We start from the raw sequence: 25478 nt of genomic DNA, 5'->3' as shown, positions 1-25478 counted from the left end.
GTTTGGAGATAGAGAATCATGGCTGAGGTTCTGGTCCTGGTCGACCACGTCGACGGTGACATCAAGAAGACCACCTACGAGCTGCTGACCGCCGCCCGCGCGCTGGGTGAGCCGTCGGCGGTCGTCGTCGGTGCCGCGGGCACGGCGGACAAGCTGGCCGACGGGCTGACCGAGCACGGCGCGGAGAAGATCTACGCCGCGGAGACCGACTCCACGGACTTCCTGTCCCCGGAGACCACGGTGCTGGAGTCGCTGGTCGGGTCGGTGTCCCCGGCCGCGGTGCTGCTCTCGGCGACCGGCAACGGCAAGGAGATCGCCGGGCGGCTGGCGATCCGCACGGGTTCGGGGCTGCTGTCCGACGTCGTCGGCGTGAGCGCCGACGGCGTGCAGCACTCGGTGTTCGGTGGGGCCTACACCGCCGAGGCGAAGGCGAACACCGAGCACCCGGTCATCACGGTGCGTCCGGGCTCGATCGAGATCTCCGCGGCCGCGGGTGCGGGTGCGCGCGAGACCGTCGAGGTCCCGGCCCCGTCGGGGCGTTCGGCCACCGTGACCGGTCGTGAGCCGATCGCGGGTGGGTCGCGTCCGGAGCTGACCGAGGCGACCGTGATCGTGTCCGGTGGGCGTGGTGTGGGCTCGGCCGACGACTTCACCGTCGTCGAGGGCCTGGCCGATTCCCTGGGTGCGGCCGTGGGCGCCTCGCGCGCGGCGGTCGACTCGGGCTACTACCCGCCGCAGTTCCAGGTCGGGCAGACCGGTAAGTCGGTCTCGCCGCAGCTCTACATCGCCCTGGGCATCTCCGGTGCGATCCAGCACCGGGCCGGGATGCAGACGTCGAAGACGATCGTGGCGGTGAACAAGGACGAGGAGGCGCCGATCTTCGAGATCGCCGACTTCGGCATCGTCGGTGACCTGTTCAAGGTCGCGCCGCAGCTGCAGGAGGAAGTGGCCAAGCGCAAGGGCTGACCCCTTCCGGTCCTCCACCGCGTCGACGCCCGGGTGCCGCGTGCACCCGGGCGTCGACGTGTGTGCGGGGCCTGTTCACCCGCTCCTGCCTGCGACGACACCTGTCCGGGTCCGTTCACCCCGATGCCATCGACGTGTCGTCGCGGAACCGTCGGGGCGTCGCACCCGGCCGGTACCAACCCCGGTGTGAACCAGGTGATCGTCTCGACCCCGGAGACCGCGGCCCGGCGGTACTCCCTGCTCCTCACGACCGACGACGCCGACGTCGCCGCCGCGCAGGCGCTGCGCCACCGGGTGTTCGCCGGCGAGCTCGGCGCGCGGCTGGACAGCCCCGTCCCCGGCCGCGACGTCGACCGCTTCGACGCCTTCTGCGACCACCTCGTGGTCCGCGAGGACGCCACCGGCGAGATCGTCGGCACCTACCGGATGCTCCCGCCGCAGCGGGCGCGCGCGGCGGGCGGCCTCTACGCCGACGGCGAGTTCGACCTCACGAAACTCGACCCGCTGCGCCCGGGCATCGTCGAGACCGGGCGTTCCTGTGTGCACCCCGACCACCGCGGCGGCGCCGTCGTCGGGCTGGTGTGGGCCGGGCTCGCCCGGTACATGCTGCTCACCGGGCACCGCTGGCTGATCGGCTGCGCCAGCGTCTCCCTCGCCGACGGCGGCACCCAGGCCGCCGCGGTCTGGGACCGGGTCCGCGCGAAGCACCTCGCGCCCGAGGAGTACCGCACCGTGCCGCACCGCCCCTGGGACCCGACGGGCGCGCCCGCGGGCCGGGGCGGCGGCATCCCGCCGCTGCTGCGCGGCTACCTGCGCCTGAACACCTGGGTGTGCGGACCGCCCGCGCACGACCCGGACTTCGGCGTCGCGGACTTCCCGGTGCTGCTCGGCATGGACCACATCGACCAGCGCTACCTGCGCTTCTTCCTCGGCGACGACGCGGCCGGGGTGACCGGGGCATGACCCTCGCGACCGGACCGCAGGACGGCGCACCGACCCCCGGCGCGTCGGCCGCGGCACCCCATCCGGCCCGGGCCGCCCTGCGCGACCCGGTCCCGCCGGTCGTCCCGGCGCCGGCGCCCCCGGCCGTCGACCACCCGACGCACCCGCCCGCACCCCCGGCGTCGCGACGCCCGGGCGGGCCCTGGGCGGCCTGGTCGCCCTGCACCCCGCAGGAGTGCTGCCCCCCGCGGGCGACGACCGGCGGGCTGCGCCTGGCCCGCCGCACCGCGTCCCTGCTGGCGGTGCTGGCGCTCGCCGCGGCCGTCGTCCCGGTGGCGGCGCTGCTCGGCCGCCGCGTGCTCGACCCCGTCCTGCGGGGCCTGCACCGTGCGGTGCTGCGGGCCGCGGGCGTCCGGCTCGTCGTGCGCGGCGGTCCGCTCGCCCCCGGCGACGGCCGCGGCGCGCTCGTCGTCGCCGACCACACCTCGTGGATCGACATCCCCGCGCTCGGCGCGATCGGCCCGGTCACGATGCTGGCCAAGCGCGAGGTCCGCGACTGGCCGCTGATCGGCACGCTGGCCGCCCGCACCGGCACCCTGTTCGTCCACCGGGAGGGACTGTCCCGGCTGCCGGGGACCGTCGCGACCTGCGCCGACGCGCTGCGGGCCGGGACGCTGGTCGGCGTGTTCCCCGAGGCGACGACGTGGTGCGGCGCGGTGTCGGGGCCCTACCGGCGGGCCCCGTTCCAGGCCGCGATCGACGCCGGCGCGCCCGTGCGCCCGGTCACCGTGTCGATCACCACCCCGGACGGCAGGCCGACGACGGCCGCGTCGTTCGTCGGCGAGCAGACCCTCGGCGACACCGTCGGGCGGGTGCTGCGCCTGCCCGGCCTGGTCTGCGAGGTCACCGTGGGCGGGCTCGTCGAGCCCGGGCCGGGCACCGACCGGCGTGCGCTCGCCGAGCGGGCCCGCGACCGCGTCCGGCGCCCGCGCCCGGTCCCGCCGGGCACGGCCGGGTGAGACGGACGCCCGTCCACGACGGGTTCGCCGCCGCCCGCGCCCGCGGCGGGGTCTATCCTGGAGGCCGATGACGTACCTGGACCACGCGGCGACCACCCCGATGCTGCCCGCCGCCGTCGCCGCCATGAGCGAGGCGCTCGGCCGCACCGGCAATGCGTCGTCGCTGCACTCGTCGGGCCGCCGCGCCCGGCGCGAGGTCGAGGAGGGGCGCGAGCGGATCGCCGAGGCCGTCGGCGCCCGCCCGTCGGAGATCGTGTTCACCACCGGCGGCACCGAGAGCGACAACCTCGCGGTGAAGGGCCTGTACTGGGCGCGCCGGGCCGCCGACCCGCGCCGCACCCGGGTCCTGGTCTCCGCGGTCGAGCACCACGCCGTCGTCGACGCGGCGGAGTGGCTGGCCGCCCACGAGGGCGCCCGGCTGCGGCTGCTGGAGGTCGACGCGGCCGGCCGGGTCCTCCCGGAGACGCTGCGCGCGGCCCTGGCCGAGGACCCCGACGCGAACGCGCTGGTCTCGGTCATGTGGGCCAACAACGAGGTCGGGACCGTGAACCCGGTCCGCGAGCTCGCCGGGGTCGCCCACGAGTTCGGCGTCCCGTTCCACACCGACGCCGTGCAGGCCGTCGGGATCCTCGACGTCGACTTCGCCGCGAGCGGTGCCGACGCGCTCACCCTGACCGGGCACAAGCTGGGCGGCCCGTACGGGGCCGGCGCGCTGCTGCTCGGCCGCGAGGTCGCCTGCACCCCGCTGCTGCACGGCGGCGGGCAGGAGCGCGACGTCCGCTCCGGCACCCTCGACGTGCCGTCGCTGGCCGGGCTGGCCACCGCCGTCGTCGAGTCGGTCGCCGACGCCCCGCGCCGCCGCGTGCACCTGGCCGGGCTGCGCGACGAGCTGGTCCGCGCCGTGCGCGCCGAGGTCCCCGACGCCCGGCTCAACGGCGACCGCACCGACTCCCGCGTCGACGGCGGCCCCGGCCGGCTGCCCGGCAACGCGCACCTGTCCTTCCCCGGCTGCGAGGGCGACAGCCTGCTGATGCTGCTCGACGCGCACGGCATCGACTGCTCGACCGGCTCGGCGTGCACCGCCGGCGTCGCGCAGCCCAGCCACGTGCTGCTCGCGATGGGCGCCGACGAGTGCACCGCCCGCGGGTCGCTGCGCTTCTCGCTCGGCCACACCAGCACCGCCGCCGACGTCACCGCGGTCGCCGAGGCCATCGGCTCGGTCGTGGAGCGGGCGCGGCGCGCCGGGAACCGCACGCCCGCGTCGGTCACGGGCTGAGCCGTGCGGGTCCTCGCCGCGATGAGCGGCGGCGTCGACTCCGCGGTCGCCGCCGCGCGGGCGGTCGCCGCCGGGCACGACGTCGTCGGGGTGCACCTCGCGCTCTCGCGCACCCGCGACGCGATGCGCTCCGGCTCGCGCGGCTGCTGCTCCAAGGAGGACGCGGGCGACGCCGCCCGCGCCGCCGACGTGCTCGGCATCCCGTACTACGTCTGGGACCTGTCCGACGAGTTCGCCCGCGACGTCGTGGACGACTTCGTCGCCGCCTACGCCGCCGGCGAGACCCCCAACCCCTGCCTGCGCTGCAACGAGAAGATCAAGTTCGCGGCCGTGCTGGACCGGGCGCTCGCCCTGGGCTTCGACGCCGTCTGCACCGGGCACTACGCCCGTCTCGACCCGTCCGGTCCGGTGCTGCGCCGCGCCGTCGACGACGGCAAGGACCAGTCCTACGTGCTCGCGGTCCTGCGCGCCGACCAGCTGCGGCACGCGATGTTCCCGGTCGGCGACACGGCGAAGCCGCAGATCCGCGAGGAGGCCGCCCGGCTCGGGCTGCGCGTCGCGGGCAAGCCCGACAGCCACGACATCTGCTTCGTCCCGACCGGCGACACCCGCGGGTTCCTGTCGTCGCGGATCGCGGCCTCGCCCGGCCCGATCGTCGACGACGCCTCCGGCGAGGTGCTCGGCACCCACGACGGCGTGCACGGGTTCACCGTCGGCCAGCGCAAGGGGATCGGCGTCGACCGCCCCGCCGCCGACGGCCGTCCCCGCTACGTGCTCGGGATCGAGCCGGTCAGCGGCACCGTCCGGGTCGGGCCGGAGGCCGCGCTCGAGGTCACGGCGGTCTCCGCGCGCCGTCCGGTGTGGACCAGCGGGGTCGCGCCGCAGGGGCCATTCGCCGCCACCGTGCAGGTCAGGGCGCACGGCGGGCTGGCCCCGGCCACCGTCACTCCCGCCGACGACGGCGTGGAGGTCGCCCTGGACGCGCCGCTGCGCGGCGTCGCACCGGGGCAGGCGGTCGCCTTCTACCGCCCCGACGACGACGGCGACGTCGTCCTCGGCTCGGCGACGATCACCCGCACCGCCTGACCGCGGTCCCTCCGCGTCCCGCCCCGAGCCGCATCCCCGCCACGTATGAGAGCAGTGCTCTTGTTTTTCGTCCCGCCTGAGTGAACACTGCTCTCATGTCGAAGCAGCGCTCGCACTACGTCGTCCCCGGTCGTCTCACCCGGCTCGTGATGAACCCGCTCGTCGCCGGCCTCACCCGGCTCGGGCTCCCGCTCGCCGGGTCCGCCGTGCTCGGTGTGCGCGGCCGTCGCTCCGGCGAGGTCCGCACCACCCCGGTCAACCCCCTGCACCTCGACGGCGCCCGCTACCTGGTCGCTGCCCGCGGCGAGACGCAGTGGGTGCGCAACCTGCGGGTCGCCGGTGAGGCGGAGCTGACGGTCGGGCGGCGCACCGAGCGGGTCACCGCGACCGAGGTCGTCGACCCGGCCGTCGCGGTCCCCGTGCTGCGGGACTACCTGCGACGCTGGGCGTGGGAGGTCGGCGCGTTCTTCGACGGCGTCGGCGCCGACGCGGCAGACGACGAGATCGCCGCCGTCCTGCACCGTCACCCGGTCTTCGTCCTGGGCGGGTGAGCTCCACCCGGACGCGCACGATGATCGGTGGGAGGGTGCGGGCCATGAGCCGTGACTACCGCGCGCCGGGCCCGCTGGTCCGTCGCGTGCTGAACCCGCTGGTCGGAGCGCTCGCCCGGCGCGGCCTGGCGCCCGGCGACACCGCGGTGCTCGCGGTGCGCGGCCGGCGCAGCGGGACGCTGCACACCACCCCGCTGACCCCGGTGGAGGTGGACGGCACCCGCCACCTGATCTCCCCGCGCGGCGAGACGGACTGGGTGCGCAACCTGCGCGCCGCGGGCGGTGCCGCCGAGCTGCGCTCCGGCGGCCGGACCGAGCCGGTCGCCGCCACCGAGCTGGACACCGCCGCGGCCGTCCCGGTCCTGCGCGCCTACCTCGACGGCCTCGGGCGTGCCGCGGCGGTGCTGTTCGACGACGTCGCCCCCGGCGCGAGCGACGCCGAGCTGGCCGCCGCGGCGCCCCGGCACCCGGTGTTCGCCCTGGCCTGAGCCCGTCCGGGGCCGCGGGGCGCCCCCGGTGCGGTGCGGGGGAGACTGGGGGCGTGAGCACCCCGGACCCCACCGACCCGCTGGCCGCCGCGCTGGCCGCCGCCGGGCTCGGCGACGTGCGTCCCGGCGAGAGCCGCCCGCCCGCCCCGCGCATCGAGGTCGTCGCCGACGGGCCGGAGGAGCCCGCGGCCGCCCGCCCGCTGTGGCCGGAGGGGATCGGCACCGGGGTCGGCTCGCTGCCGGGCACCGACGTGCGCGAGGCCGCCGCGCTCGTCACCGGTGAGACCCCGGAGCTCCCGGCGCTGCCCGAGCTGCCCGCACGCGGCGTCGGCGCGGACATGGTCGGGCGCACCGCCGGGCTGCTCGTGGACCTGGCCGTCGAGGTCGTCCCGACCGGCTGGCGGGTCACCGCCCGGCCCGGGCGCGACCTGCGCCGCGCCCGCGACCTGATGGCCGGCGACCTCGACGCCTTCGACGACGCCTGCGACCGCGTCCGGCCCGGCTGGGTGAAGATCCAGGCGACCGGGCCCTGGACGCTCGCGGCCTCGGTCGAGCTCGCCGCCGGGCACCGCGTTCTCACCGACCGCGGTGCCGTCCGCGAGTTCGCGGCCAGCCTGGGGGAGGGCCTGCGTGCCCACGTCGCGGAGGTGGCCGCGCGGACCGGGGCGACGGTCGTCGTCCAGCTGGACGAGCCGGGCCTGCCCGCGGTGCTCGCCGGGTCGCTGCCGACGGCCTCGGGCTACGGCACGGTGCGCGCGGTGCGTGCCCCGGACGCCCAGGACCTGCTGCGCGAGCTGATCGCCGGGATCGACGCGCCGGTCGTCCTGCACTGCTGCGCGGACCGCCCGCCGATCCGGCTGCTCGCCGGGACCGGCGCCGCGGCCGTCGGGATCGACGCGACCCGCCCCGCCTTCACCGGGCCGACCGCTGAGCCCCGCGCCCTCGACGCCATCGGCGAGACCTGGGACGACGGCGTCCCCCTCCTGCTGGGCCTGCTGCCCGGCACCACGCCCGCGCGTGAGCCGGCCATCGGCGACCTCGCCCGCGCCGGCTACGACCTGGCCGACCGGCTCGGTTTCGACCGGCCGCGGCTGGCCCGCCTGGCCGTTCCCACCCCGGCCTGCGGTCTCGCCGGCGCGACGCCCGCCTGGGCCCGCCGCGCGCTGGCCCTCTCGCGCGAGCTGGGCAAGGCCTTCGCCGACCCCGACGAGGTCCCGCCCGCCGACGAGCACTGACCACGGCCCGTCCACGAGGTCCGTCCCCGCGCGCAGATCCGCGGCCCGCGCTGATCCGCGGCCCGCATGCTGATCCGCGGTTCGCGCGCTGATCCGCGGTTCGCGCGTGCAGCAGCATGCGCGGTCTCCGGATCAGTGAGCGAACCGGGGATCACCGCGCGAACCGGGGGCCCTGGGGCGTCGGCTCAGCGTGCCGGTGTCCGCTCCTCGTCCACCCGCTCCGGCCGCACCGTCAGCACCAGCAGCCCGCCCGCGACGAGGACCGCGCCGAACAGGTAGAGGCTGCTCGCCGTCGACCCCGTCGCGTCGGCGACGATCCCGACCAGCGAGGTGCTGACCGCCCCGGCCACGTTGCCGATGGAGTTGACCAGCGCGATCCCGGCGGCGGCGCCGACGCCGGACAGCAGGGCCGCGGGCAGGCTCCAGAACGCGGCCTGCGCGCTGGAGACCGCCGCCGCGGCGACGGTGAGCGCGAGCAGCGCCCACACCGTGGAGGACTGGGTGAGCCCGACGGCGACCAGCCCGATCCCGCCGACGACGGTCGGCACCGCGGTGTGCCACCGCCGCTCGCCGGAGCGGTCGCCGTGGGTCGCCACGGCCACCATCGCGACGACGGCGACCAGGTAGGGCACCGCGGCGAGCAGTCCGACGGCGAGCGGGGACTCCACGCCCGAGCGGGAGATGATCGTCGGCAGCCAGAAGCTGATCGTGTAGATCCCGAGCGCGACGGCGAAGTAGATCCCGCCGAGCAGCCACACCGAGCCGCTGCGCAGCGTGTCGCGCACCGAGGCGTGCGCCCCGGCCTTGGCGTCGTCCTCGGCGGCGACGTCGGCGGTCACGAGGTCGCGCTCGGCCGGGGTCAGCCAGGTCGCGTCGGCGACGCGGTCGTCGAGCCTGCGCAGCACGACCAGGCCGAGCAGCACGGCCGGCACCGCCTCCACGACGAACATCCACTGCCAGCCCCGCAGGTCGGCGACGCCGTCGAAGGCCTGCATCAGCCAGCCCGACAGCGGGCCGCCGACGATCGTCGCCACCGGGATCGCGGCCAGGAACAGCGCGGTGATCCGCCCGCGCCGTGCGGCCGGGAACCAGTAGGTCAGGTACAGCAGGATGCCGGGGATGAAGCCGGCCTCGGCGACCCCGAGCAGGAACCGCAGCGTGTAGAACGACGCCGGCGAGCTCGCGAGCGCCATCATCGCCGAGATCACGCCCCAGCTGAGCATGATCCGCGCGATCCAGCGGCGGGCGCCGACCTTGTGCAGGACGACGTTGCTGGGCACCTCGAACAGGATGTAGCCGACGAAGAAGACCCCGGCCCCGATGCCGTAGACGGCGTCGGAGAACCAGAGCTCGTCGTCCATCTGCAGGCGCGCGAAACCGACGTTCACGCGGTCCAGGTACGACACGGCGTAGCAGACGAACAGCAGGGGGACGAGCCGTGCTGCAACCTTTCGGTAGACCCTGTCGCGTTGTGCGCGTCCCGAGATGCGGGTGGGGTCGGACTGTGCTGCCATCGGCGTGCTCCTCGACGCTGAGGGGACTCGACGCGACACACCTTCCGGCATTCTGAATTCAGAAGTCAACCGGAAGGCGCTGCCGGTCGCCCTCCGCCGGGGCCTAGGAGGCCGCGGTGTCGGCCTCGTCCGAGCCGTCCGCGGCCAGTGCCGCGAGGATCAGCTCCTCGCCGTGCTCGGCGTGCCGGCGGGCGAGCGACTCGGCCTTGTCGGCGTCCCCCGCGACGACCGCGGCGAAGATCGCCGAGTGGTCCTCCCAGACCCAGCGCGGCGCGCTCCCGCGGAACAGCAGCTCGCCCATGACCCGCTGCACGTTGCGCCAGATGACCGCCGCGCTCTCGATCAGCAGCGGGTTGCCCGAGTGGTCGGTGATGAACCGGTGGAAGTCGATGTCGGCGGCGACCATGCCCGCGTAGTTCTTCTCGGCCTCGGCCCGCTGACCGGCTGCGACCAGCGAGAACCCGTGCGACGCCTGGTCGGCGGTGAGGCGGCCGGCGGCGCTGCGGGCGGCGTAGCCGTCGAGCACGGCGCGCAGCCCGTAGAGGTGGCCCACGAACTCGGCGTCGACCGGGGCGACCTCCAGGCCGCGCCTGCCGAAGTCGCGCAGCATCCCCTGGTTGCGCAGCAGCAGCAGCGCCTGCTGCACGGGCTGGCGCGAGACGTGGAACCGCTCGGCCAGCTGCTCCTGGCGCAGCGGGGTGCCGGGGGTCAGTTTTCCGGTGCAGATGTCGTCCACGATCGCGTCGTAGACCTGCTGCACCCGCGAGGGCGGGGCCGGGAGGGCGGTCATCGAGCCGGTCCTTTCGCGCCGTGGGATGTCCCGTGGGACAACCGATCCGAGCTTACCCAAGTCCCTCCGAGTCCCTGCTTCCGGTTGACTTCTGAATTCAGTATGCCCACAGTCGGTGTCGTACGTCACCCGGTCGTCGTCGCCCGAGGAGGCCCGCTCGATGCCCGAGCACGATCTGCCCGACCGTTCGGCCCGCACCGCCGCCGAGCTGGTGGCCCGGTTCCTGCACGGGCGCGGTGTGCGCCGCGTCTTCGGTCTGCAGGGCGGCCACATCCAGCCGATCTGGGACCAGCTCGCGCGGCTCGGCGTCGCGATCGTCGACGTCCGCGACGAGGCCGCCGCGGTCCACATGGCGCACGCCCACTCCGAGCTGACCGGCGAGATGGGCGTCGCGCTCGCCACCGCGGGCCCCGGCGTCACCAACACCGTCACCGCGGTGGCGAACGCGTCGGTCTCGCGGATCCCGCTGATCCTCATCGGCGGCTGCCCGCCCCGGCCGCAGGCCAACAAGCACCCGCTGCAGGACATCGCGCACACCGCGATCCTGGCGCCGGTCACCCGCCAGAGCCGCACCCTGCGCGTGGCCGACGAGGTCCTGCGCGAGTTCGACGAGGGCTGGTCGCGCGCCCTCGGCGACGCCGGTGAGCCCGGCCCGGTGTACCTGGAGGTCCCCACCGACGTGCTGCGCGAGACCGTGCCGCCCGCCGTCGTGCTCGACGAGCACCTGCGCCCGCCCGCGCCGCGCCGCGCCGTGCCGCACCCGGCCGACGTCATGGCCGCCACCGAGCTGATCGGCGCCGCCGAGCGCCCGCTGGTGATCACCGGCCGGGGTGCGCGCACCGCGCCGGAGGCCCTCGTCCGGTTCCTCGACGCGACCGGCGCCGCCTACCTCGACACCCAGGAGGGGCGCGGCCTGGTCGCGCAGGACCACCCGGCCGTCGTCGGGGCGCTGCGCAGCCGGGCCATGCGCGAGGCCGACCTCGTGATCACCGTCGGGCGCCAGCTCGACTACCAGCTCGGCTTCGGCTCGCCCGCCGCGTTCCCGGAGGCCCGCTGGCTGCGGATCTCCGACACCGCGAGCGAGCTGTTCGACAACCGCCGCGGCGAGGTCGAGATCCTCGCCGATGTCGCGTCCACGCTCGACGAGCTCGCCCGCACGGCCGCGGGCACCGGTGCCTGGCGCGACGGGCTGCGCGAGGCGCACCTGGAGCGTTCGTCGGGCTACCGCGAGAAGCTCGCGTCCACCCCGCCCGGCGACGACGGCCGGATGCACCCCAACCACATCTTCGCCGCGCTGCACGACATCGACCTCGACGGCGCGACCGTCGTCGCCGACGGCGGGGACCTGCTGTCCTTCGCCCGGCTCGGTGTCCCGCCGCAGGCCCGCTACCTCGACGCCGGCGCGTTCGGCTGTCTCGGTGTGGGCGTGCCGTTCGCCATCGCCGCGGCGCTGGCCCGCCCCGGGTTCCCGGCGATCACCGTCACCGGCGACGGTGCGTTCGGCATCAACGCCATGGAGGTCAACACCGCGGTGCGCCACGGCGCCCCGATCGTCGTGATCGTCTCCAACAACGCCGCCTGGAACATCGAGCGCTACGACCAGGCCGAGAACTACGGCCTCGTCGTCGGCACCGAACTCGAGGACAACGACTACGCGAAGCTCGCCGAGGGCCTCGGTGCGCACGGCGAGCGGGTCACCGAACCCGGCCAGATGGCCGACGCGCTGAAGCGGGCGCTGGCCAACGCCCCGGCCGTCATCGACGTCGTCACCAGCCGTGACGCCCCGTCCCCGGACGCGGGCAAGGGCCTCGGCTGGGTTCCCGACTACCAGGCCCTCACCCCCTGGAACGACGCCGAGATCGAGCGGAGGAAGTCCTGATGGGACAGATGGAGGAGTGGCACTTCCCGGCGGGCTACGACCAGAGCTACCTGCCCGACCCGGACAGCCCGTACTGGTTCCCCCACCGGGAGACGATGGACCCGGCCGAGCGCGACGCCGCGGTGCTGGTCCGGCTGCAGGAGGTGCTGCGCTACGCCTACGACAGCTCGCCGTTCTACAAGCGCAAGTACGACGAGGCCGGGCTCGACGTCCGTGACGTCACCACCTGGGAGGCGTTCGAGCAGGTCCCGGTCGTCACCAAGCAGGAGCTGCGCGCCTCGCAGGAGAACGCGCCGCCCTTCGGCGACTACGTCTGCGTCGACGACGCCGAGCTGCACCACATCCACGGCACGTCGGGCACCACCGGCACCCCGACCGCGTTCGCGATGGGCCGCCGGGACTGGGAGGTCATCGCCGACAACCACGCCCGCATCCTGTGGGGGATGGGCGTGCGGCCCGGCGACACCGTGTTCGTCTCCGCGCTGTTCTCGCTCTACCTCGGGTCGTGGGGTGCGATGAGCGGGGCGGAGCGCCTGCGCTGCAAGGTGTTCCCCTACGGCGCGGGCGCCTCGGGCATGACCGCGCGGGCGGTGCAGTGGCTGACCCGCACCCGTCCGAAGGCGTTCTACTCCACGCCGTCCTACGCGCTGCGCCTGGCCGAGGTCGCCGAGCAGGAGAAGGTCGACCCGCGCGAGTTCGGCATCGAGGTCATGTTCTTCTCCGGCGAGCCCGGTGCCTCGGTGCCCACCGTGCGCAAGGCGATCGAGGACGCGTTCGGCACGCGCGTCGTCGACTGCGGGACGATGGCGGAGATGACGCCGTTCATGTCGGCGTCGGCGACCGAGGGCACCCCGGAGGGGATGCTGCTCTGGCAGGACATCGTCTGGCACGAGGTCTGCGACCCGGACAGCTTCCGCACCGTCCCGTACGGCTCCGAGGGCACCCCGGTCTACACGCACCTGGAGCGCACCTCGCAGCCGATGATCCGGCTCGCGTCGAACGACCTGACCCGCTGGGAGATGGGCACCAACGGCTGCGGGCGCACCTATCCGCGGCTGCCCGCCGGGGTCTACGGCCGGATCGACGACATGATCCACATCCGGGGCGAGAACGTGTACCCCACCGAGATCGACAACGTGCTGCGCGAGATCGAGGGCTACGGCGGCGAGCACCGCGTGCACGTCACCCGCACCGGCTCGATGGACGAGATCGTCGTCCGGGCCGAGTGCGCGCCCGAGCACGCCGAGCGCTTCGAGAGCGCCGCCGGCAGCGGGCTGCACCGTGTGGTCGGCCTGCGGGTCGGGGTCGAGGTCGTCGCCCCCGACACCTTCGAGCGCAGCGAGCACAAGGCCCGCCGCGTCGTCGACGAGCGCGAGCACACGAAGCGTCCCTGACCCGGGACGACCCCCAGACCCACCAGTGGCAAGGAGGCCACCGAGCATGTCCGTCACCACCCATGCACTGACCCTCGACGCCGACGCGCGCACCGCCGACCAGGTGGCGATGTTCGTCGACGGGCAGTTCGTCCCGGCCGCGGCCGGTGCGACCTTCCCGACGGTCGACCCCAACACCGGGCGCACCATCGCGGAGGTCCCGCGGGCCGACGGCACCGACGTCGACCGCGCCGTCGCCGCGGCCAAGCGGGTCGCCGTCGAGTGGCAGTTCACCGACGCGATCGCCCGCGCCGCGCTGCTGCGCAACCTGGCCGCCCTGGTCACCGAGCACGCCGACGAGCTCGCCCGGCTGGAGGCGCTCGACTCCGGGCACTACCTGGCCAAGGCGAGCGAGCTCATGGGCGCCATCCCGCTGTGGCTCGACTACTGGGCGAGCCTGGCCGACAAGGTCGGCGGGCGGACCATCGAGGTGCCCGGCAACAAGCTGTCCTTCACCCTGCTCGAGCCGCTGGGCGTCACCGCGCACATCGTGCCGTGGAACTACCCGCTGCTGATCATGGTGCGGTCCTGCGCCCCGGCGCTGGCGCTCGGCAACACCTGCGTGGTGAAGCCGGCCGAGGACACCTCGCTGTCGGCGCTGAAGTTCGCCGAGCTGGTCAAGGAGGCGGGCTTCCCGGACGGCGTGTTCAACGTCGTCACCGGGTTCGGCACCGAGGCCGGGGCGTCGCTGGCCGCGCACCCCGACGTCGCGGGCATCACCTTCACCGGCTCCACCGAGACCGGCAAGACCGTCGCCAAGCTGGCCGCCGACCACGTCGCGCAGGTCAACCTGGAGCTCGGCGGCAAGTCGCCGACGATCGTGTTCCCCGACGCCGACCTCGACGACGCCGTCGAGGCCGCCGTGCAGGGCTTCTGCTCGCACACCGGGCAGGTCTGCGTCGCCGGGACCCGGCTGTTCGTGCACGCCGACGTGCGCGAGCAGTTCCTGCAGAAGCTGACCGCGCGCCTGGAGCAGACGCAGGTCGGCGACGGGTTCGCCGACGGCACCCAGATGGGCCCGCTGGTCTCGCAGAAGCAGTACGACCGGGTCCGCGACTACATCGAGATCGGCAAGACCGAGGGGACCCTGCACTACGGCGGCGGCCGCCCCGCCGGCGCGCCCGAGGGCGGCTACTTCGTCGAGCCGACGGTGTTCGTCGACGTCGCCCACGACGCCCGGATCGCCCGCGAGGAGATCTTCGGCCCGGTGGCGTCCGTGCACTCCTGGAGCACCGAGGACGAGCTCGTCGAGGCCGTCAACGACTCCATCTACGGGCTGTTCGCGGTGCTGCTCGGCAGCGACATCAAGAAGCTGCTGTCCACCGCGCGCCGGCTGCAGGTGGGCGGCGTGATGATCAACGACTGGTTCGGGGAGCTGCCGATGACCCCGCACGGCGGGCACAAGCAGTCCGGGACCGGGCGCGAGGAGGGCATCGAGGCCGTCCACGGATACACGCAGGTCAAGCACGTCAGCGTCAACCTCGACCCGTCGCTGCGGGCGGGGTCGGACTGGGCCGGCGCGCCGCTGTAGCCGCCCGTTCTCATCGAGAGGAGAACCACGATGAACGACGCACCCGCTCCCTTCGGAGCACCCGCGGAGACCGCGAGCCCCGGTGAGGCCGGCGGCTTCTTCGAGACCGGCCGGCCGCGCATCGGCGGCCTGCTGCACCCGATCCGGTTCGACGGGACCCAGACGGCCGTGCTGAACGCGGTCGCCGACACGCTGATCCCGCCGGACCCGGCGTGGCCGACCGCGAGCGAGGTCGACCTGGTCACCTTCGTCGGCCGCTACGTCACGCCGTCCGGGTACCGGAACAAGCACTTCCCGTTCGCCGAGGAGGACGCGTTCAAGGCCGGCCTCGACCGGCTCGGCCAGTCCTTCGTGGATGGTGACGTCGCCGCCCGGACCGAGGCGATCAGCGCGCTGGAGAAGGCCGAGGACCCGCTGTTCGAGCAGCTGCGGGCACTCGTCTACTACGGCTACTACTCGCGGCCCGTGGTCACGCTGGCGATCAACAGGAACCTGCCCGCCGGGCGCGACTACCACGGCCCGCCGCTGCCCTACGGCTACCTGCAGACCACCGAGCCCTGGGACGAGGACCTGCTGACGCAGGCCCAGGAGAACGGCTCCTACCTCGAGACCGACGACGTCGTGCGCGTCGACCTGTCCCAGCTGTCCTGGACGAAGTGAGGAGGCACGTCATGGCTGCCTACACCGAGACGGACGTCCTGATCATCGGAGCCGGTCCCGGCGGGGCCGGGATCGCGCTCAAGCTGGCCAAGGCCGGCGTCAAGGTCGTGTGCCTGGAGCAGGGCCCCTGGGTCACGCCGCGCGAGCACCCGCACTACCACGACGAGTGGGAGCTGGAGAAGCAGCGCGGCTGGGCCTACGACCCCAACGTGCGCCAGCTCCCCGAGGACTACCCGGTCACCGGCGTCACGACGCCGTACATGATGAACAACGTCGGCGGCTCGACGATGCACTACGCCGGCCACTGGCCGCGCTACAAGCCGGTCGACTTCCGCAAGGGCACCGAGCACGGCCTCGAGGGCACGATCGACTGGCCGATCAGCTACGAGGACCTCGCGCCGTTCTACGACGAGAACGACGAGATCTACGGCATCTCCGGCCGCGTCGGCGACCCGTCCTACCCGGACCGCAAGCAGGCCGTCCGCGACCCGGAGGTGCTGCCCGGCAAGCTCGGGCTGAAGTACGCGAAGGCCTCGCGCGACCTGGGCTGGCACTGGTGGCCGTCGGACAACGCGATCATCACCCGGGACCGGGAGAACCGGCAGGCCGACCAGGCCATGGGCAACGAGCTCTCCGGCAGCCCGACCGGCTCGCTGTCCACCCCGGCCAACGCGCACTGGCCCTACGCCATCCGCCACGGCGCGGACCTGCGCACGATGGCGCGCGTCGAGCAGATCAACGCGTCGAACGGCAAGGCCACCGGTGCGACCTACATCGACCGCAACACCGGCGACCGGCACGAGGTCCGGGCCAAGATCGTGGTGCTCGCGGCCAACGGCATCGGGTCGCCGCGGCTGCTGCTGCAGAGCGCGCAGAAGGGGCACCCGGACGGGCTGGCGAACTCCAACGGGATCGTCGGCAAGTACCTGATGCACCACGTCTTCGCGTTCTGCGACTCGTGGTTCGACGAGCCCATCGAGGGCTACAAGGGCAGCTTCGGCGCGCCCCTGTACAGCCACGAGTTCTACCACACCGACGTCAGCCGGGGATTCGTCAACGGCTTCGGCATGCAGGTGGCGCGCAGCTTCGGACCGGCCTACGCCGCGATGGGCACGCACACCGGCTACACCGCGCCGTGGGGGGAGAAGCACCGCGAGTTCTTCGACGGCCACTTCGCCAACCACCTGATGGTCTTCATGTTCGGTGAGGACCTGCCGGTGGAGACGAACACCGTCACGCTGAACCACGACGTCACCGACAGCTCGGGCCTGCCGGCCGCGCACGTGAACTACGAGCTGCACGCCAACGACATCGCGCTGGCGAAGTACGGCATCGACAAGATCTTCGAGGCCACCCGCGCGGTCGGGGCGGTGGAGACCAACGACACCGGCGTGCTCTACCCGCCGCCGGCCTGGCACCTGATGGGCACCTGCCGCATGGGCAACAACCCCGGCGACTCGGTGCTCAACAAGTGGTGCCAGACCTGGGACGTGCCGAACCTGTTCGTCTGCGACGGCAGCACCCTCACCACGGGGGCCGCGGTCAACCCGACGTCCACGATCGGCGCGCTGTCCCAGCGCACGGGCGAGTACATCCTGCGCAACTGGGACGCGCTCGTCGCGCAGACGACGACGCCGTCCAACGCGGACGCGCCGGACATGTGAGACCCGGTGACCGGGCCGGCGCAGCGTGGCGCCGGCCCGGTCACCGACCCGGGGCTCAGTTGAGCTTGCGCGTGCCCCCGGGCAGCCCGCCGCCGGCGTAGACGTCGGTGGCCAGTTCCGCCAGCGCGGTCAGTGCGACGTTCTGGCTCCACGGGCCGTACGAGACGCGGGCGACGCCGAGTGCCCGCGCGCGCTCCAGCGGGATCGACCCGGGGATCCCGATCAGGTTCACCTTCCGCTCGCCGAGTGCCTCGACCAGCCGCCCGACCTGGGTCTCGTCGAGCCTGCCGGGCACGAAGAAGTTGGACGCGCCCGCGTCCAGGTACGCCCGGCCGCGCTCGATCGCGTCCGCCAGCACCGCCTCGGGATCCTTGTCGCCCGCCTTGAGGAACGCGTCGGTGCGGGCGTTCAGCACGAAGTCCACGCCCGCGGACTCCGCCGCGGCGACGACCGCCTCGACCGCCTTCACCGACTCCGCGAGCGGCTTGACCTGGTCCTCCAGGTTGCAGCCGACGATGCCGACGTCGATGGCGCGGGCGACGGTGCCGCCCGGGTCGCCGTAGCCGGCCTCCAGGTCCGCGGTGACCGGCAGGTCGCCGGCGACCTCCGCGATCAGCCCGACCTCGGCGATCATGAGGTCGCGCGGGATGTTCTCGCCGTCCTCGTAGCCCCGCGACGCGGCGATACCGTGGCTCGCGGTGGCCAGTGCCGTCGTGCCCGGGGTCTCGGCGACGACCTTCGCGGTGATCGCGTCCCACACGTTGACGACGAGCAGCAGCTCCGGCGCGGCGTGCAGCTCCTGCAGCTTCGTGGCCTTCTCGGCGGTGGAAGTCATGTGATCACCGTAGGGCGCACGGCGCGGCGCCGCCGCGTACCCAGAACTGGGGATCTGTCGTGTCAGCGACGGCGGACGGGGCGGCGGACCCCGATCCTGGTGCCGTGCTCCGACACCACACCGAGACCACGTCCCGCGTTCCGGCGCGGGACGGGCTCGGCGTGTCCGCGCTCGTGCTCGGGGGGCTGGCGACGGCGTTCGTCGCCGTCGCCGTCGCGTCCTCGGCCGTCGCGCCGCTGACCACCACCGGGCTCGCGCTGGTCTCGGCCGGGGTGGTGCTCGCCGCCGCCGGTCTCGTGCTCGGGACACTCGGCGCGGTGCGCGCCCGCCCCGGGCCGTCCCGCACGGCGATGTCGGGGGCCGGGCTGTCGGTCGCCGGGCTGGCCGGCGGGCTGATCTGGATGGCGGCGTTCGTCATCCTGGCGCTCACCGGGCCCGTCCCCGCACCGGCCGGGTCCCTCGACACCGCCCCGGCCTGCGCACCGGTCGTCTGCCCGGGTCCCTGACCGGCACGACCCGCCCGCAGGGCCGATCATGTCGGCATGCGCGAGATCGGCGTCGTCGCCGACACCGTCCGGCGGCTCTGCGTCGAGGCCAACCACGAGCTGCGCGACGACCACGTGGCCGCGCTGCGCCGCGCCCGCGACGCCGAGGAGTCGCCCACCGGGCGCGAGGTTCTCGGGCGGGGGTGGAGGGTATGCGCCGGTTCGTCGTGGAGACGATCGAGAGGGCCGGGCCGTCGGCGTCGCCACCGGTCACGATCGGCATCGGGATGGGCGGCACGTTCGACCGGGCCGCGGTGCTCGCCAAGCGCGCCCTGACCCGCCACCCGACCGGGTCGCCGTCGCCGGACCCGGCGGTCGCCGAGCTGGAACGCGACATCCTCGACGCCGTCAACGCCACCGGCATCGGTCCCGCCGGGTTCGGCGGCACGGTGACCGCGCTGTCGGTGCACGTCGAGGCGTTCCCGACGCACATCGCGGCCTTCCCGGTGGCGGTCAACCTGGACTGCCACTCCCACCGCGTCCGCGAGGTGACCCTGTGAGCCCGCGCCCCCTGTCCCTCCCGCTCGACGACGCCGTGCTCCCGGACCTGCGGTCGGGGGACTCGGTGCTGCTGAGCGGGGAGATGCTCACCGCCCGCGACGCCGCGCACGCCCGCTTCGCCGCGGCGATCCGGGCGGGGGAGGAGCTGCCCGTCGACGTCGACGGCGCGACGATCTGCTTCGTCGGCCCGACGCCGGCCCGCCCCGGCCACCCGATCGGCTCCGCCGGCCCGACGACGGCGTCGCGCTGCGACCCGTACTCGCCGCTGCTGGTCGAGCGGGGCCTGCGCGGGATGGTCGGCAAGGGCCGTCGCTCGGAGGAGGTGAAGTCCTCGATGCGCGAGCACGGCTGCGTCTACCTCGGCGCGGTCGAGGGGACCGCCGCGCTGCTGTCGCAGTGCGTCACGGCCGCCGAGGTGGTGGCCTACGAGGACCTCGGCACCGAGGCCGTGCGCCGGATCGTGGTGCGCGACTTCCCGGTCCTGGTCGTGAACGACCTGCACGGCGGCGACCTCTACGACGAGGGCCCGGCCCGGTGGCGGCGCAGCCGGTAGGGGATGCGTGGCGGCCCCGGCGGTCGGTCGTGTGCGATTGATCCCGGCGCGGGACGGGAACCCCGGTCATGCACGACCCGCTATGAGAATCCAGCCGGAGGTTCCGATGCCCGAGTTCCCCGCGATCCACCACCTCGCGCTGTCCGTGACCGACCTGCAGGTCAGCGAGCCGTGGTACACGAAGCTGATCGGGGCCGAGCCCGCGATGACGCTGTCCGACGGCCCGTTCCACCGGCGGGTGTTCGCGCTGCCGTCGGGGCAGCTGCTCGGGCTGACCCGGCACGACTCGGTCGACACGGGTGACGCCTTCGCGCCGAACCGGCCCGGCATGGACCACGTCGGCTTCGGGGTCGCCGACCGCGCCGGGATCGAGCAGTGGCGCGACCACCTCGACGCGGTGGGGATCGCCCACGACGGGATCGTCGAGGCCGAGTACGGCCTGGCGCTGTCGTTCAAGGACCCCGACGGCAACGCGCTGGAGTTCTTCGTCCTCGCCGCCTGAGCTCCTCAGGGCCGGGACCGTGACCCGGGCTCGACGAGCGTCCGCAGCCGCTCGAGGTCCTGCCGCAGCCCCCGGGCGAGAACCCGCCGCAGCGGCCGCGCGCACAGTCGCAGCGGACCCGGGGGCCGCACGCGCCGCTGCAGCCGCACCCGGCAGGCGTCGTCACCGAGCGGGACCACCTCGCGGGACCCCTCGGCGACGACGCCCGCCGTCGTTGCCCGTCGTGCGGCCGGCGGCGCGCAGCACCTGCCGGGTCCGGGTCCCGGGCCGGACCGTGCCGTCGGGGGCCGCGACCATCGACCGCACCCCGTGGCGCCACTGCACGTCGCGCCGGTAGCCGGCCACCACGGCCCACGCGTCGGCGGCGGGCGCGTCGAGCGTCGCCTCGTGCCCCACCACGATCGCGCCGTGGTCGTTCGACGTCCTGCTACGACGCCTCGTCGCCGGACTCGAGGACGCCTGAGCGGGCCCCGGCGCCGGCCCGGGCGAGCGCGACCGTCGCGACGACGAGCACGACCACCAGCACCGCGACGACCGCCGCCCCGGCACCGCCGGTGGCCAGCCGCTCGCCCAGCACCGTCACCCCGACCAGGGCGGCGACCACCGGCTCGCCGACGACCACCGCGGGCAGCGACGCCGCCAGCGCCCCGGCCTGGAACGCGGCCTGCTGCAGCAGCGTCCCCCCGGCGACGGCGACCGCCAGCGCCCACGTCTCCCACGCGCTCAGCAGCGCGACGAGCCCGCCGGACAGCGCGTCCACCACCCCGAGGGTGAGCGCGGCGACCACGCCGTAGGCGATCCCGGTGGCCGCCGCGAGCAGCAGCGCGCGGGTGGTGCCCGCGGCCCGGCGGGCCCCGAGCAGGCAGCCCGCGAACAGCACGAGCAGCACCGAGCCCGTGGGTGCCCACGCGGCGGGCGTGGCCCGGTCGGCGCCGGCCGTCGGTGCGCCGACGGTCACGAACAGCACGAGCGCGATGACGAGCACCGCCGCCCAGCCGAGCTCGGCGCGCGCGGGCCGCCGTCCCGCCCAGCGCGCCGCCAGCGGCAGCGCGAACACCAGCTGGGTCACGATCAGCGGCTGCACCAGCAGCAGCGACCCGAACCCCAGCGCGACCGCCTGCATCACGAAGGCCGCGGTGTCGCCGAGGGCCCCGGCGAGCCAGCGCGGGTCGCGGGCCAGGCGCAGCAGCATCCGCGGGCCCCGGTCGTGCCGGTCCGCCGCGGCCGCCGTCTGCTGGGCGACGGCGGCGACGGCGAACAGCAGCGCCGCGAGCAGCGCGGCCGCGACCGCCGCGGTGGTGCTCAGCGGATCAGGAGACCGACGACCCGGCGGGCATGGCCTCGAACCGCAGGTCGGGGAACTTGCGCTCGATGATGTCCATCCGCCACTTGTTGGTGAACAGTGCCAGGTACTCGCCGTCGGAGTCGCGGCGCAGGACCTCGCACTCGGACTGGCCCGCGAGCTTCTCCGCGGCCTCGGCGTCGACCAGGCGGGCGATGCCGTAGGGCAGCCGGTCGAGCGTGACCGGGGCGTTGAACTCGGTCTCCAGCCGGGTGGTGACGACGTCGAACTGCAGCGGCCCGACCGCGGCCAGCACGGGGGCCTGGTCGCCGCGCAGGTCCGAGCGCAGGATCTGGATGACGGCCTCGTTGCCGAGCTGCTCGATCCCCTTGCGGAACTGCTTGTACTTGCCCGCGTCCTTCGCGCGGATCACGGCGAAGTGCTCCGGGGCGAACGCCGGGATCGACGGGAACTCGACCGGCTCGGCGGCGTAGAGGGTGTCGCCGGGGCGCAGCGCGGTGGCGTTGACCAGGCCGACGATGTCGCCCGGGAACGCCTCCTCGACCGTGCGGCGCTCGGCGCCGAACACGGACTGGGCGTACTTGGTGGCGAACGGCTTGCCGGTCGCGGCGTGGGTGAGCACCATGCCGCGCTCGAAGCGGCCCGAGCAGATCCGCAGGAACGCCATGCGGTCGCGGTGGGCCTTGTCCATGCCGGCCTGCACCTTGAACACCAGCCCGGCGGTGGGGGCGTCGAGCGGGCGCGCCTCGCCCTTCACGTCGGGGCGCGCCGCGGGCGGCGGTGCGAGGTCGACGAGGGTGTCGAGCAGCCGGGCGACGCCGATGTTGGACAGCGCCGAGCCGAACAGCACGGGGGTGGCCGCACCGGAGCGGAAGCCCTCGTCGTCGAACCCGGCGCCGATCTCGTCGAGCAGTCCGAGCTCGTCCTGCGCGTTCTGCCAGTACTCGGGCTCCTGCGCGGCGATCGTCGCGGCGTCGACGACCGTGGCGGTCGCCTTCGTCGCGCCGCCGGCGGCCCGGGTGAACGCGGTGTACTCGCCGGTGGCGCGCTCGATCAGGCCCTTGAACTGGCCGGCGATGCCCAGCGGCCAGGTCAGCGGCATCGGCCGCAGCCCGATGGTCTGCTCGACCTCGTCGAGCAGCTCCAGGGCCTCGCGGCCGGGCCGGTCCCACTTGTTGACGAAGGTGACGATCGGGACCCCGCGCGAGCGGCAGACGTCGAACAGCTTGAGGGTCTGCGGCTCGAGGCCCTTGGCCGCGTCGAGCAGCATGACCGCGGCGTCGACGGCGGCGAGCACCCGGTAGGTGTCCTCGGAGAAGTCGCCGTGGCCGGGGGTGTCGAGCAGGTTGATGACGCAGTCGCGGTAGGCGAACTGCAGCACCGCCGAGGACACCGAGATGCCGCGGGCGCGCTCCATCTCCATCCAGTCCGAGGTGACGCCCTTGCGGCCGGACTTGCCGTGCACCGCCCCCGCGGAGTCGATGACCTCGGCGTGCAGGGCCAGCGCCTCGGTCAGCGTGGACTTGCCCGCGTCGGGGTGGGAGATCACCGCGAACGTGCGCCGGCGGGCGGTCTCGCCGACGACGCGCGCGTCGGTGGCGGTCCCGGTCGGCCGGGTGTCGTCCTCGGTGGTGGTCACGCCCGCATTCTAGGCGTCGCCACCGACGGTTCCCGAGGACGGCGTCCCCCGCCGGTCCACCCGGGCGCGGCCCGGCGCGGACCCCGCCACCCGGACGGGATCCCGCGGCCACGCACGAGTGTCGGGGGTCGCGGCTAACCTGCGCCTCGTGAGTTCCGAGACCGACGCCCGCCAGGCCCGCGAGCGACACGCGCAGCTCGCGGCCGAGGTCGCCGACCACCAGTTCCGCTACTACGTGCTGGACGCACCGGTCGTCTCCGACGGCCAGTTCGACGAGCTGTGGCACGAGCTGCTCGCGCTGGAGGAGGCGCACCCCGACCTGGTCACGCCGGAGTCGCCGACCCAGCGCGTCGGCGGCACCTTCTCCACGGAGTTCACCGCCCACGACCACCTCGAGCGGATGCTCTCGCTCGACAACGCCTTCTCGCCCGACGACCTGCGGACCTGGCAGGAGCGGGTCACGCGGGAGGTCGGGGAGAACCTGCACTACCTGTGCGAGCTCAAGATCGACGGGCTGGCGGTGAACCTGCTCTACGAGCACGGGCGGCTCACCCGCGCCCTCACCCGCGGCGACGGGCGCACCGGCGAGGACATCACGCTCAACATGCGCACCCTCGCCGAGGTGCCCGAACGGCTCACCGGCACCGACGAGTTCCCCGTCCCGCGGCTCGTCGAGGTCCGCGGCGAGGTCTACTTCCGGCTCGAGGACTTCGAGAAGCTCAACGCGTCGCTGGTCGACGCGGGCAGGGCCCCGTTCGCGAACCCCCGCAACACCGCGGCGGGCTCGCTGCGCCAGAAGGACCCGCGGGTCACCGGCTCGCGCAACCTGCGCCTGATCTGCCACGGCCTCGGGAAGCGGGAGGGGTTCACCCCCGACACCCAGTCCCACGCCTACGACGCGCTGGTCGCGTGGGGCCTGCCGATCTCCCCGCGCACCACGGTGCTGCGCGGGATCGAGAAGGTCGTCGAGTTCGTCGAGCACTGGGGCGAGCACCGCCACGACGTCGAGCACGAGATCGACGGTGTCGTCGTGAAGGTCGACGAGGTCGCGCTGCAGCGCCGCCTCGGCGCGACCTCCCGCTTCCCGCGCTGGGCGATCGCCTACAAGTACCCGCCGGAGCAGGCGACGACCAGGCTGCTCGACGTCCGCGTCAACGTCGGGCGCACCGGCCGGGTCACCCCGTTCGCCGTGATGGAGCCGGTCAAGGTCGCCGGGTCGACGGTGGAGATGGCGACCCTGCACAACGCCGACGAGGTGCGCCGCAAGGGCGTCCTGATCGGCGACCGGGTCGTGATCCGGAAGGCCGGCGACGTCATCCCCGAGGTGCTCGGGCCGGTCACCGACGTGCGCGACGGGTCCGAGCGCGAGTTCGTGATGCCGACGCACTGCCCCGAGTGCGGCACCGCGCTCGTGCAGCAGAAGGCCGGCGACGTCGACCGGCGCTGCCCGAACGCGCGGTCCTGCCCGGCGCAGCTGCGGGAGCGGCTGTTCCACGTCGCGGGCCGCGGGGCGTTCGACATCGAGGGCCTGGGCTACGAGGCGGCGGTCGCGCTGCTCACCTCCGGGGTCATCACCGACGAGGGCGACGTCTTCGCCCTCACCGCCGAGGACCTGCTGCGGACCGAGCTGTTCCGCAACAAGGAGGGCGAGCTGACGGTCAACGGCCGCAAGCTGCTCACCAACCTGGAGGCGGCCAAGGACCGCCCGCTGTGGCGGGTGCTGGTCGGGCTGTCGATCCGCCACGTCGGGCCGACGGCGGCGCAGGCGCTGGCGCGGGAGTTCCGGTCGATGTCGGCGCTGGAACGCGCCGCCGCGGACGCGCTGGCCGGCACCGAGGCCGCCGGGGTCGCGATCGTCTCCGACGGCACCGCGGGCGAGGAGGACGCGGCCGGTGTCGTGAGCACGGAGGCGGCCGCCGCCGAGGCGAAGGGCGACGCCGAGACCGCCGAGCGGGCGGTCGCCGCGGCCGAGGGCGACTCCGCCACCGGGTCCGCGGACGACTCCGCCGCGGAGCCCGCGGCCGACCCCGCGGGCGGGGACGCGTCCGACGACCCGGCGGAGACCGCGGCCGCGGAGGCGGCGAAGCAGGACCGCGCCGCCGCCCGGGCCCGGGCGAAGGCCGTCGCCGAGGCGCTCGCGCCCGTCGCCGGGGTCGACGGCGTCGGCCCCACCATCGCCGCGGCCGTCCGCGACTGGTTCTCGGTCGACTGGCACCGCGAGGTCGTCGCGAAGTGGCGGGCCGCGGGCGTCGCGATGGAGGACGAGGTCGACGACTCGACTCCCCGGTTCCTGGAGGGCCTGTCGATCGTCGTCACCGGCTCGATGGAGAACTGGTCGCGCGACGAGGCCAAGGAGGCGATCATGGCCCGGGGCGGCCGGGCCGCCGGGTCGGTGTCGAAGAAGACGGCGTTCGTCGTCGCCGGGGAGGCCCCCGGCTCGAAGTACGACAAGGCCGTCGAGCTCGGGATCCCGGTGCTCGACGAGGCCGGGTTCTCGGTGCTGCTCGACCGCGGGCCCGACGCGGCCCGGGAGGCCGCCGCCGACGCCTGACCCGGCCGGTCCGGC

The 25478-nt window shown here is 74.5% G+C and carries 24 protein-coding genes; 18 read left to right on the top strand and 6 right to left on the bottom strand.

The features are described from left to right. Nucleotides 1–18: 18 nt before the first annotated feature. From WJX68_RS05410 to WJX68_RS05375, 8 genes are all read left to right on the top strand, one after another. A complete protein-coding gene (locus WJX68_RS05410) occupies nucleotides 19–966 on the top strand; it encodes an electron transfer flavoprotein subunit alpha/FixB family protein (RefSeq protein WP_340286573.1) in 948 nt (315 codons plus the stop codon). A gap of 195 nt (nucleotides 967–1161) precedes the next feature. Next, nucleotides 1162–1929 (top strand): GNAT family N-acetyltransferase, encoded by a 768-nt coding sequence (locus tag WJX68_RS05405; RefSeq protein WP_340286666.1) that lies wholly within the window; start codon nucleotides 1162–1164, stop codon nucleotides 1927–1929. Then, on the top strand, nucleotides 1926–2927 hold the full coding sequence (locus WJX68_RS05400; protein ID WP_340286571.1) for a lysophospholipid acyltransferase family protein: 1002 nt from the start codon (nucleotides 1926–1928) through the stop codon (nucleotides 2925–2927). The genes WJX68_RS05405 and WJX68_RS05400 overlap by 4 nt, the downstream gene beginning before the upstream one ends. A gap of 67 nt (nucleotides 2928–2994) precedes the next feature. Continuing rightward, a complete protein-coding gene (locus WJX68_RS05395; RefSeq protein ID WP_340286569.1) occupies nucleotides 2995–4203 on the top strand; it encodes a cysteine desulfurase family protein in 1209 nt (402 codons plus the stop codon). A 3-nt stretch (nucleotides 4204–4206) separates the two neighbouring features. Beyond that, nucleotides 4207–5289 carry a tRNA 2-thiouridine(34) synthase MnmA gene (gene mnmA, locus WJX68_RS05390; protein WP_340286567.1) on the top strand — a complete coding sequence of 361 codons (1083 nt, stop codon included), beginning with the start codon at nucleotides 4207–4209 and terminating at the stop codon, nucleotides 5287–5289. 95 nt (nucleotides 5290–5384) lie between these two features. Then, entirely contained in the window at nucleotides 5385–5840 is a 456-nt protein-coding gene (locus tag WJX68_RS05385; RefSeq protein WP_340286565.1) for a nitroreductase family deazaflavin-dependent oxidoreductase, read from the top strand. 44 nt (nucleotides 5841–5884) lie between these two features. Beyond that, on the top strand, nucleotides 5885–6328 hold the full coding sequence (locus WJX68_RS05380) for a nitroreductase/quinone reductase family protein (protein ID WP_340286563.1): 444 nt from the start codon (nucleotides 5885–5887) through the stop codon (nucleotides 6326–6328). A 200-nt stretch (nucleotides 6329–6528) separates the two neighbouring features. Then, nucleotides 6529–7563 carry a uroporphyrinogen decarboxylase/cobalamine-independent methonine synthase family protein gene (locus tag WJX68_RS05375; protein WP_340286664.1) on the top strand — a complete coding sequence of 345 codons (1035 nt, stop codon included), beginning with the start codon at nucleotides 6529–6531 and terminating at the stop codon, nucleotides 7561–7563. Nucleotides 7564–7748: 185 nt separating this feature from the next. On the opposite strand, the gene WJX68_RS05370 is transcribed toward WJX68_RS05375, so the two are convergent. Both WJX68_RS05370 and WJX68_RS05365 read right to left on the bottom strand, forming a co-directional pair. After that, on the bottom strand, nucleotides 7749–9077 hold the full coding sequence (locus tag WJX68_RS05370; RefSeq protein ID WP_340286561.1) for an MFS transporter: 1329 nt from the start codon (nucleotides 9075–9077) through the stop codon (nucleotides 7749–7751). A 103-nt stretch (nucleotides 9078–9180) separates the two neighbouring features. Next, complete coding sequence (locus tag WJX68_RS05365; RefSeq protein ID WP_340286559.1) at nucleotides 9181–9867, bottom strand: GntR family transcriptional regulator; 687 nt, start codon at nucleotides 9865–9867, stop codon at nucleotides 9181–9183. 160 nt (nucleotides 9868–10027) lie between these two features. Here WJX68_RS05365 and WJX68_RS05360 point away from each other — a divergent pair, with 160 nt between their 5' ends. The 5 genes from WJX68_RS05360 to WJX68_RS05340 are packed head-to-tail and all read left to right on the top strand — an operon-like array spanning nucleotide 10028 to nucleotide 17034. After that, complete coding sequence (locus tag WJX68_RS05360; protein ID WP_340286557.1) at nucleotides 10028–11746, top strand: thiamine pyrophosphate-binding protein; 1719 nt, start codon at nucleotides 10028–10030, stop codon at nucleotides 11744–11746. Continuing rightward, nucleotides 11746–13140, top strand: coding sequence for a phenylacetate--CoA ligase family protein (locus WJX68_RS05355; RefSeq protein ID WP_340286555.1), 1395 nt, complete (start codon nucleotides 11746–11748; stop codon nucleotides 13138–13140). The genes WJX68_RS05360 and WJX68_RS05355 overlap by 1 nt, the downstream gene beginning before the upstream one ends. Before the next feature lie 46 nt (nucleotides 13141–13186). Continuing rightward, on the top strand, nucleotides 13187–14710 hold the full coding sequence (locus tag WJX68_RS05350) for an aldehyde dehydrogenase family protein (protein ID WP_340286553.1): 1524 nt from the start codon (nucleotides 13187–13189) through the stop codon (nucleotides 14708–14710). A 30-nt stretch (nucleotides 14711–14740) separates the two neighbouring features. Then, nucleotides 14741–15370 (top strand): gluconate 2-dehydrogenase subunit 3 family protein, encoded by a 630-nt coding sequence (locus tag WJX68_RS05345; protein ID WP_340286551.1) that lies wholly within the window; start codon nucleotides 14741–14743, stop codon nucleotides 15368–15370. A gap of 11 nt (nucleotides 15371–15381) precedes the next feature. Continuing rightward, a complete protein-coding gene (locus tag WJX68_RS05340; RefSeq protein WP_340286549.1) occupies nucleotides 15382–17034 on the top strand; it encodes a GMC family oxidoreductase in 1653 nt (550 codons plus the stop codon). 55 nt (nucleotides 17035–17089) lie between these two features. On the opposite strand, the gene WJX68_RS05335 is transcribed toward WJX68_RS05340, so the two are convergent. Then, the gene (locus WJX68_RS05335; RefSeq protein ID WP_340286547.1) at nucleotides 17090–17869 is read right to left on the bottom strand and encodes an isocitrate lyase/PEP mutase family protein; all 780 of its coding nucleotides are present in this window, start codon (nucleotides 17867–17869) and stop codon (nucleotides 17090–17092) included. A 104-nt stretch (nucleotides 17870–17973) separates the two neighbouring features. Between WJX68_RS05335 and WJX68_RS05330 the strand changes: the two genes are divergently transcribed. From WJX68_RS05330 to WJX68_RS05315, 4 genes are all read left to right on the top strand, one after another. Then, nucleotides 17974–18375, top strand: coding sequence for a hypothetical protein (locus WJX68_RS05330; RefSeq protein WP_340286545.1), 402 nt, complete (start codon nucleotides 17974–17976; stop codon nucleotides 18373–18375). Nucleotides 18376–18566: 191 nt separating this feature from the next. Next, nucleotides 18567–18914 carry a fumarate hydratase gene (locus WJX68_RS05325; RefSeq protein WP_340286543.1) on the top strand — a complete coding sequence of 116 codons (348 nt, stop codon included), beginning with the start codon at nucleotides 18567–18569 and terminating at the stop codon, nucleotides 18912–18914. After that, entirely contained in the window at nucleotides 18911–19468 is a 558-nt protein-coding gene (locus WJX68_RS05320; RefSeq protein WP_340286541.1) for a FumA C-terminus/TtdB family hydratase beta subunit, read from the top strand. Before WJX68_RS05325 ends, WJX68_RS05320 begins: the two co-directional genes overlap by 4 nt. Before the next feature lie 106 nt (nucleotides 19469–19574). Then, a complete protein-coding gene (locus WJX68_RS05315) occupies nucleotides 19575–19970 on the top strand; it encodes a VOC family protein (protein WP_340286539.1) in 396 nt (131 codons plus the stop codon). Nucleotides 19971–20132: 162 nt separating this feature from the next. On the opposite strand, the gene WJX68_RS05310 is transcribed toward WJX68_RS05315, so the two are convergent. From WJX68_RS05310 to WJX68_RS05300, 3 genes are read right to left on the bottom strand one after another with little or no spacing between them, the layout of a single operon-like run. Then, nucleotides 20133–20369: an SRPBCC family protein gene (locus tag WJX68_RS05310; protein WP_340286537.1), complete on the bottom strand. Its 237-nt coding sequence runs from the start codon at nucleotides 20367–20369 to the stop codon at nucleotides 20133–20135. Between the two features lie 28 nt (nucleotides 20370–20397). Beyond that, nucleotides 20398–21276: a DMT family transporter gene (locus tag WJX68_RS05305; protein WP_340286662.1), complete on the bottom strand. Its 879-nt coding sequence runs from the start codon at nucleotides 21274–21276 to the stop codon at nucleotides 20398–20400. A 4-nt stretch (nucleotides 21277–21280) separates the two neighbouring features. Further along, nucleotides 21281–22912 (bottom strand): peptide chain release factor 3, encoded by a 1632-nt coding sequence (locus WJX68_RS05300; protein ID WP_340286535.1) that lies wholly within the window; start codon nucleotides 22910–22912, stop codon nucleotides 21281–21283. Between the two features lie 118 nt (nucleotides 22913–23030). Between WJX68_RS05300 and ligA the strand changes: the two genes are divergently transcribed. After that, nucleotides 23031–25463, top strand: coding sequence for an NAD-dependent DNA ligase LigA (ligA, locus tag WJX68_RS05295; RefSeq protein ID WP_422785656.1), 2433 nt, complete (start codon nucleotides 23031–23033; stop codon nucleotides 25461–25463). Nucleotides 25464–25478 lie beyond the last annotated feature (15 nt).

It is taken from the genome of Pseudonocardia spirodelae (genome assembly GCF_037727765.1).
Classification (GTDB): Bacteria; Actinomycetota; Actinomycetes; order Mycobacteriales; family Pseudonocardiaceae; genus Pseudonocardia; species Pseudonocardia spirodelae.
This window is presented reverse-complemented; position numbering and strand designations above follow the sequence as displayed.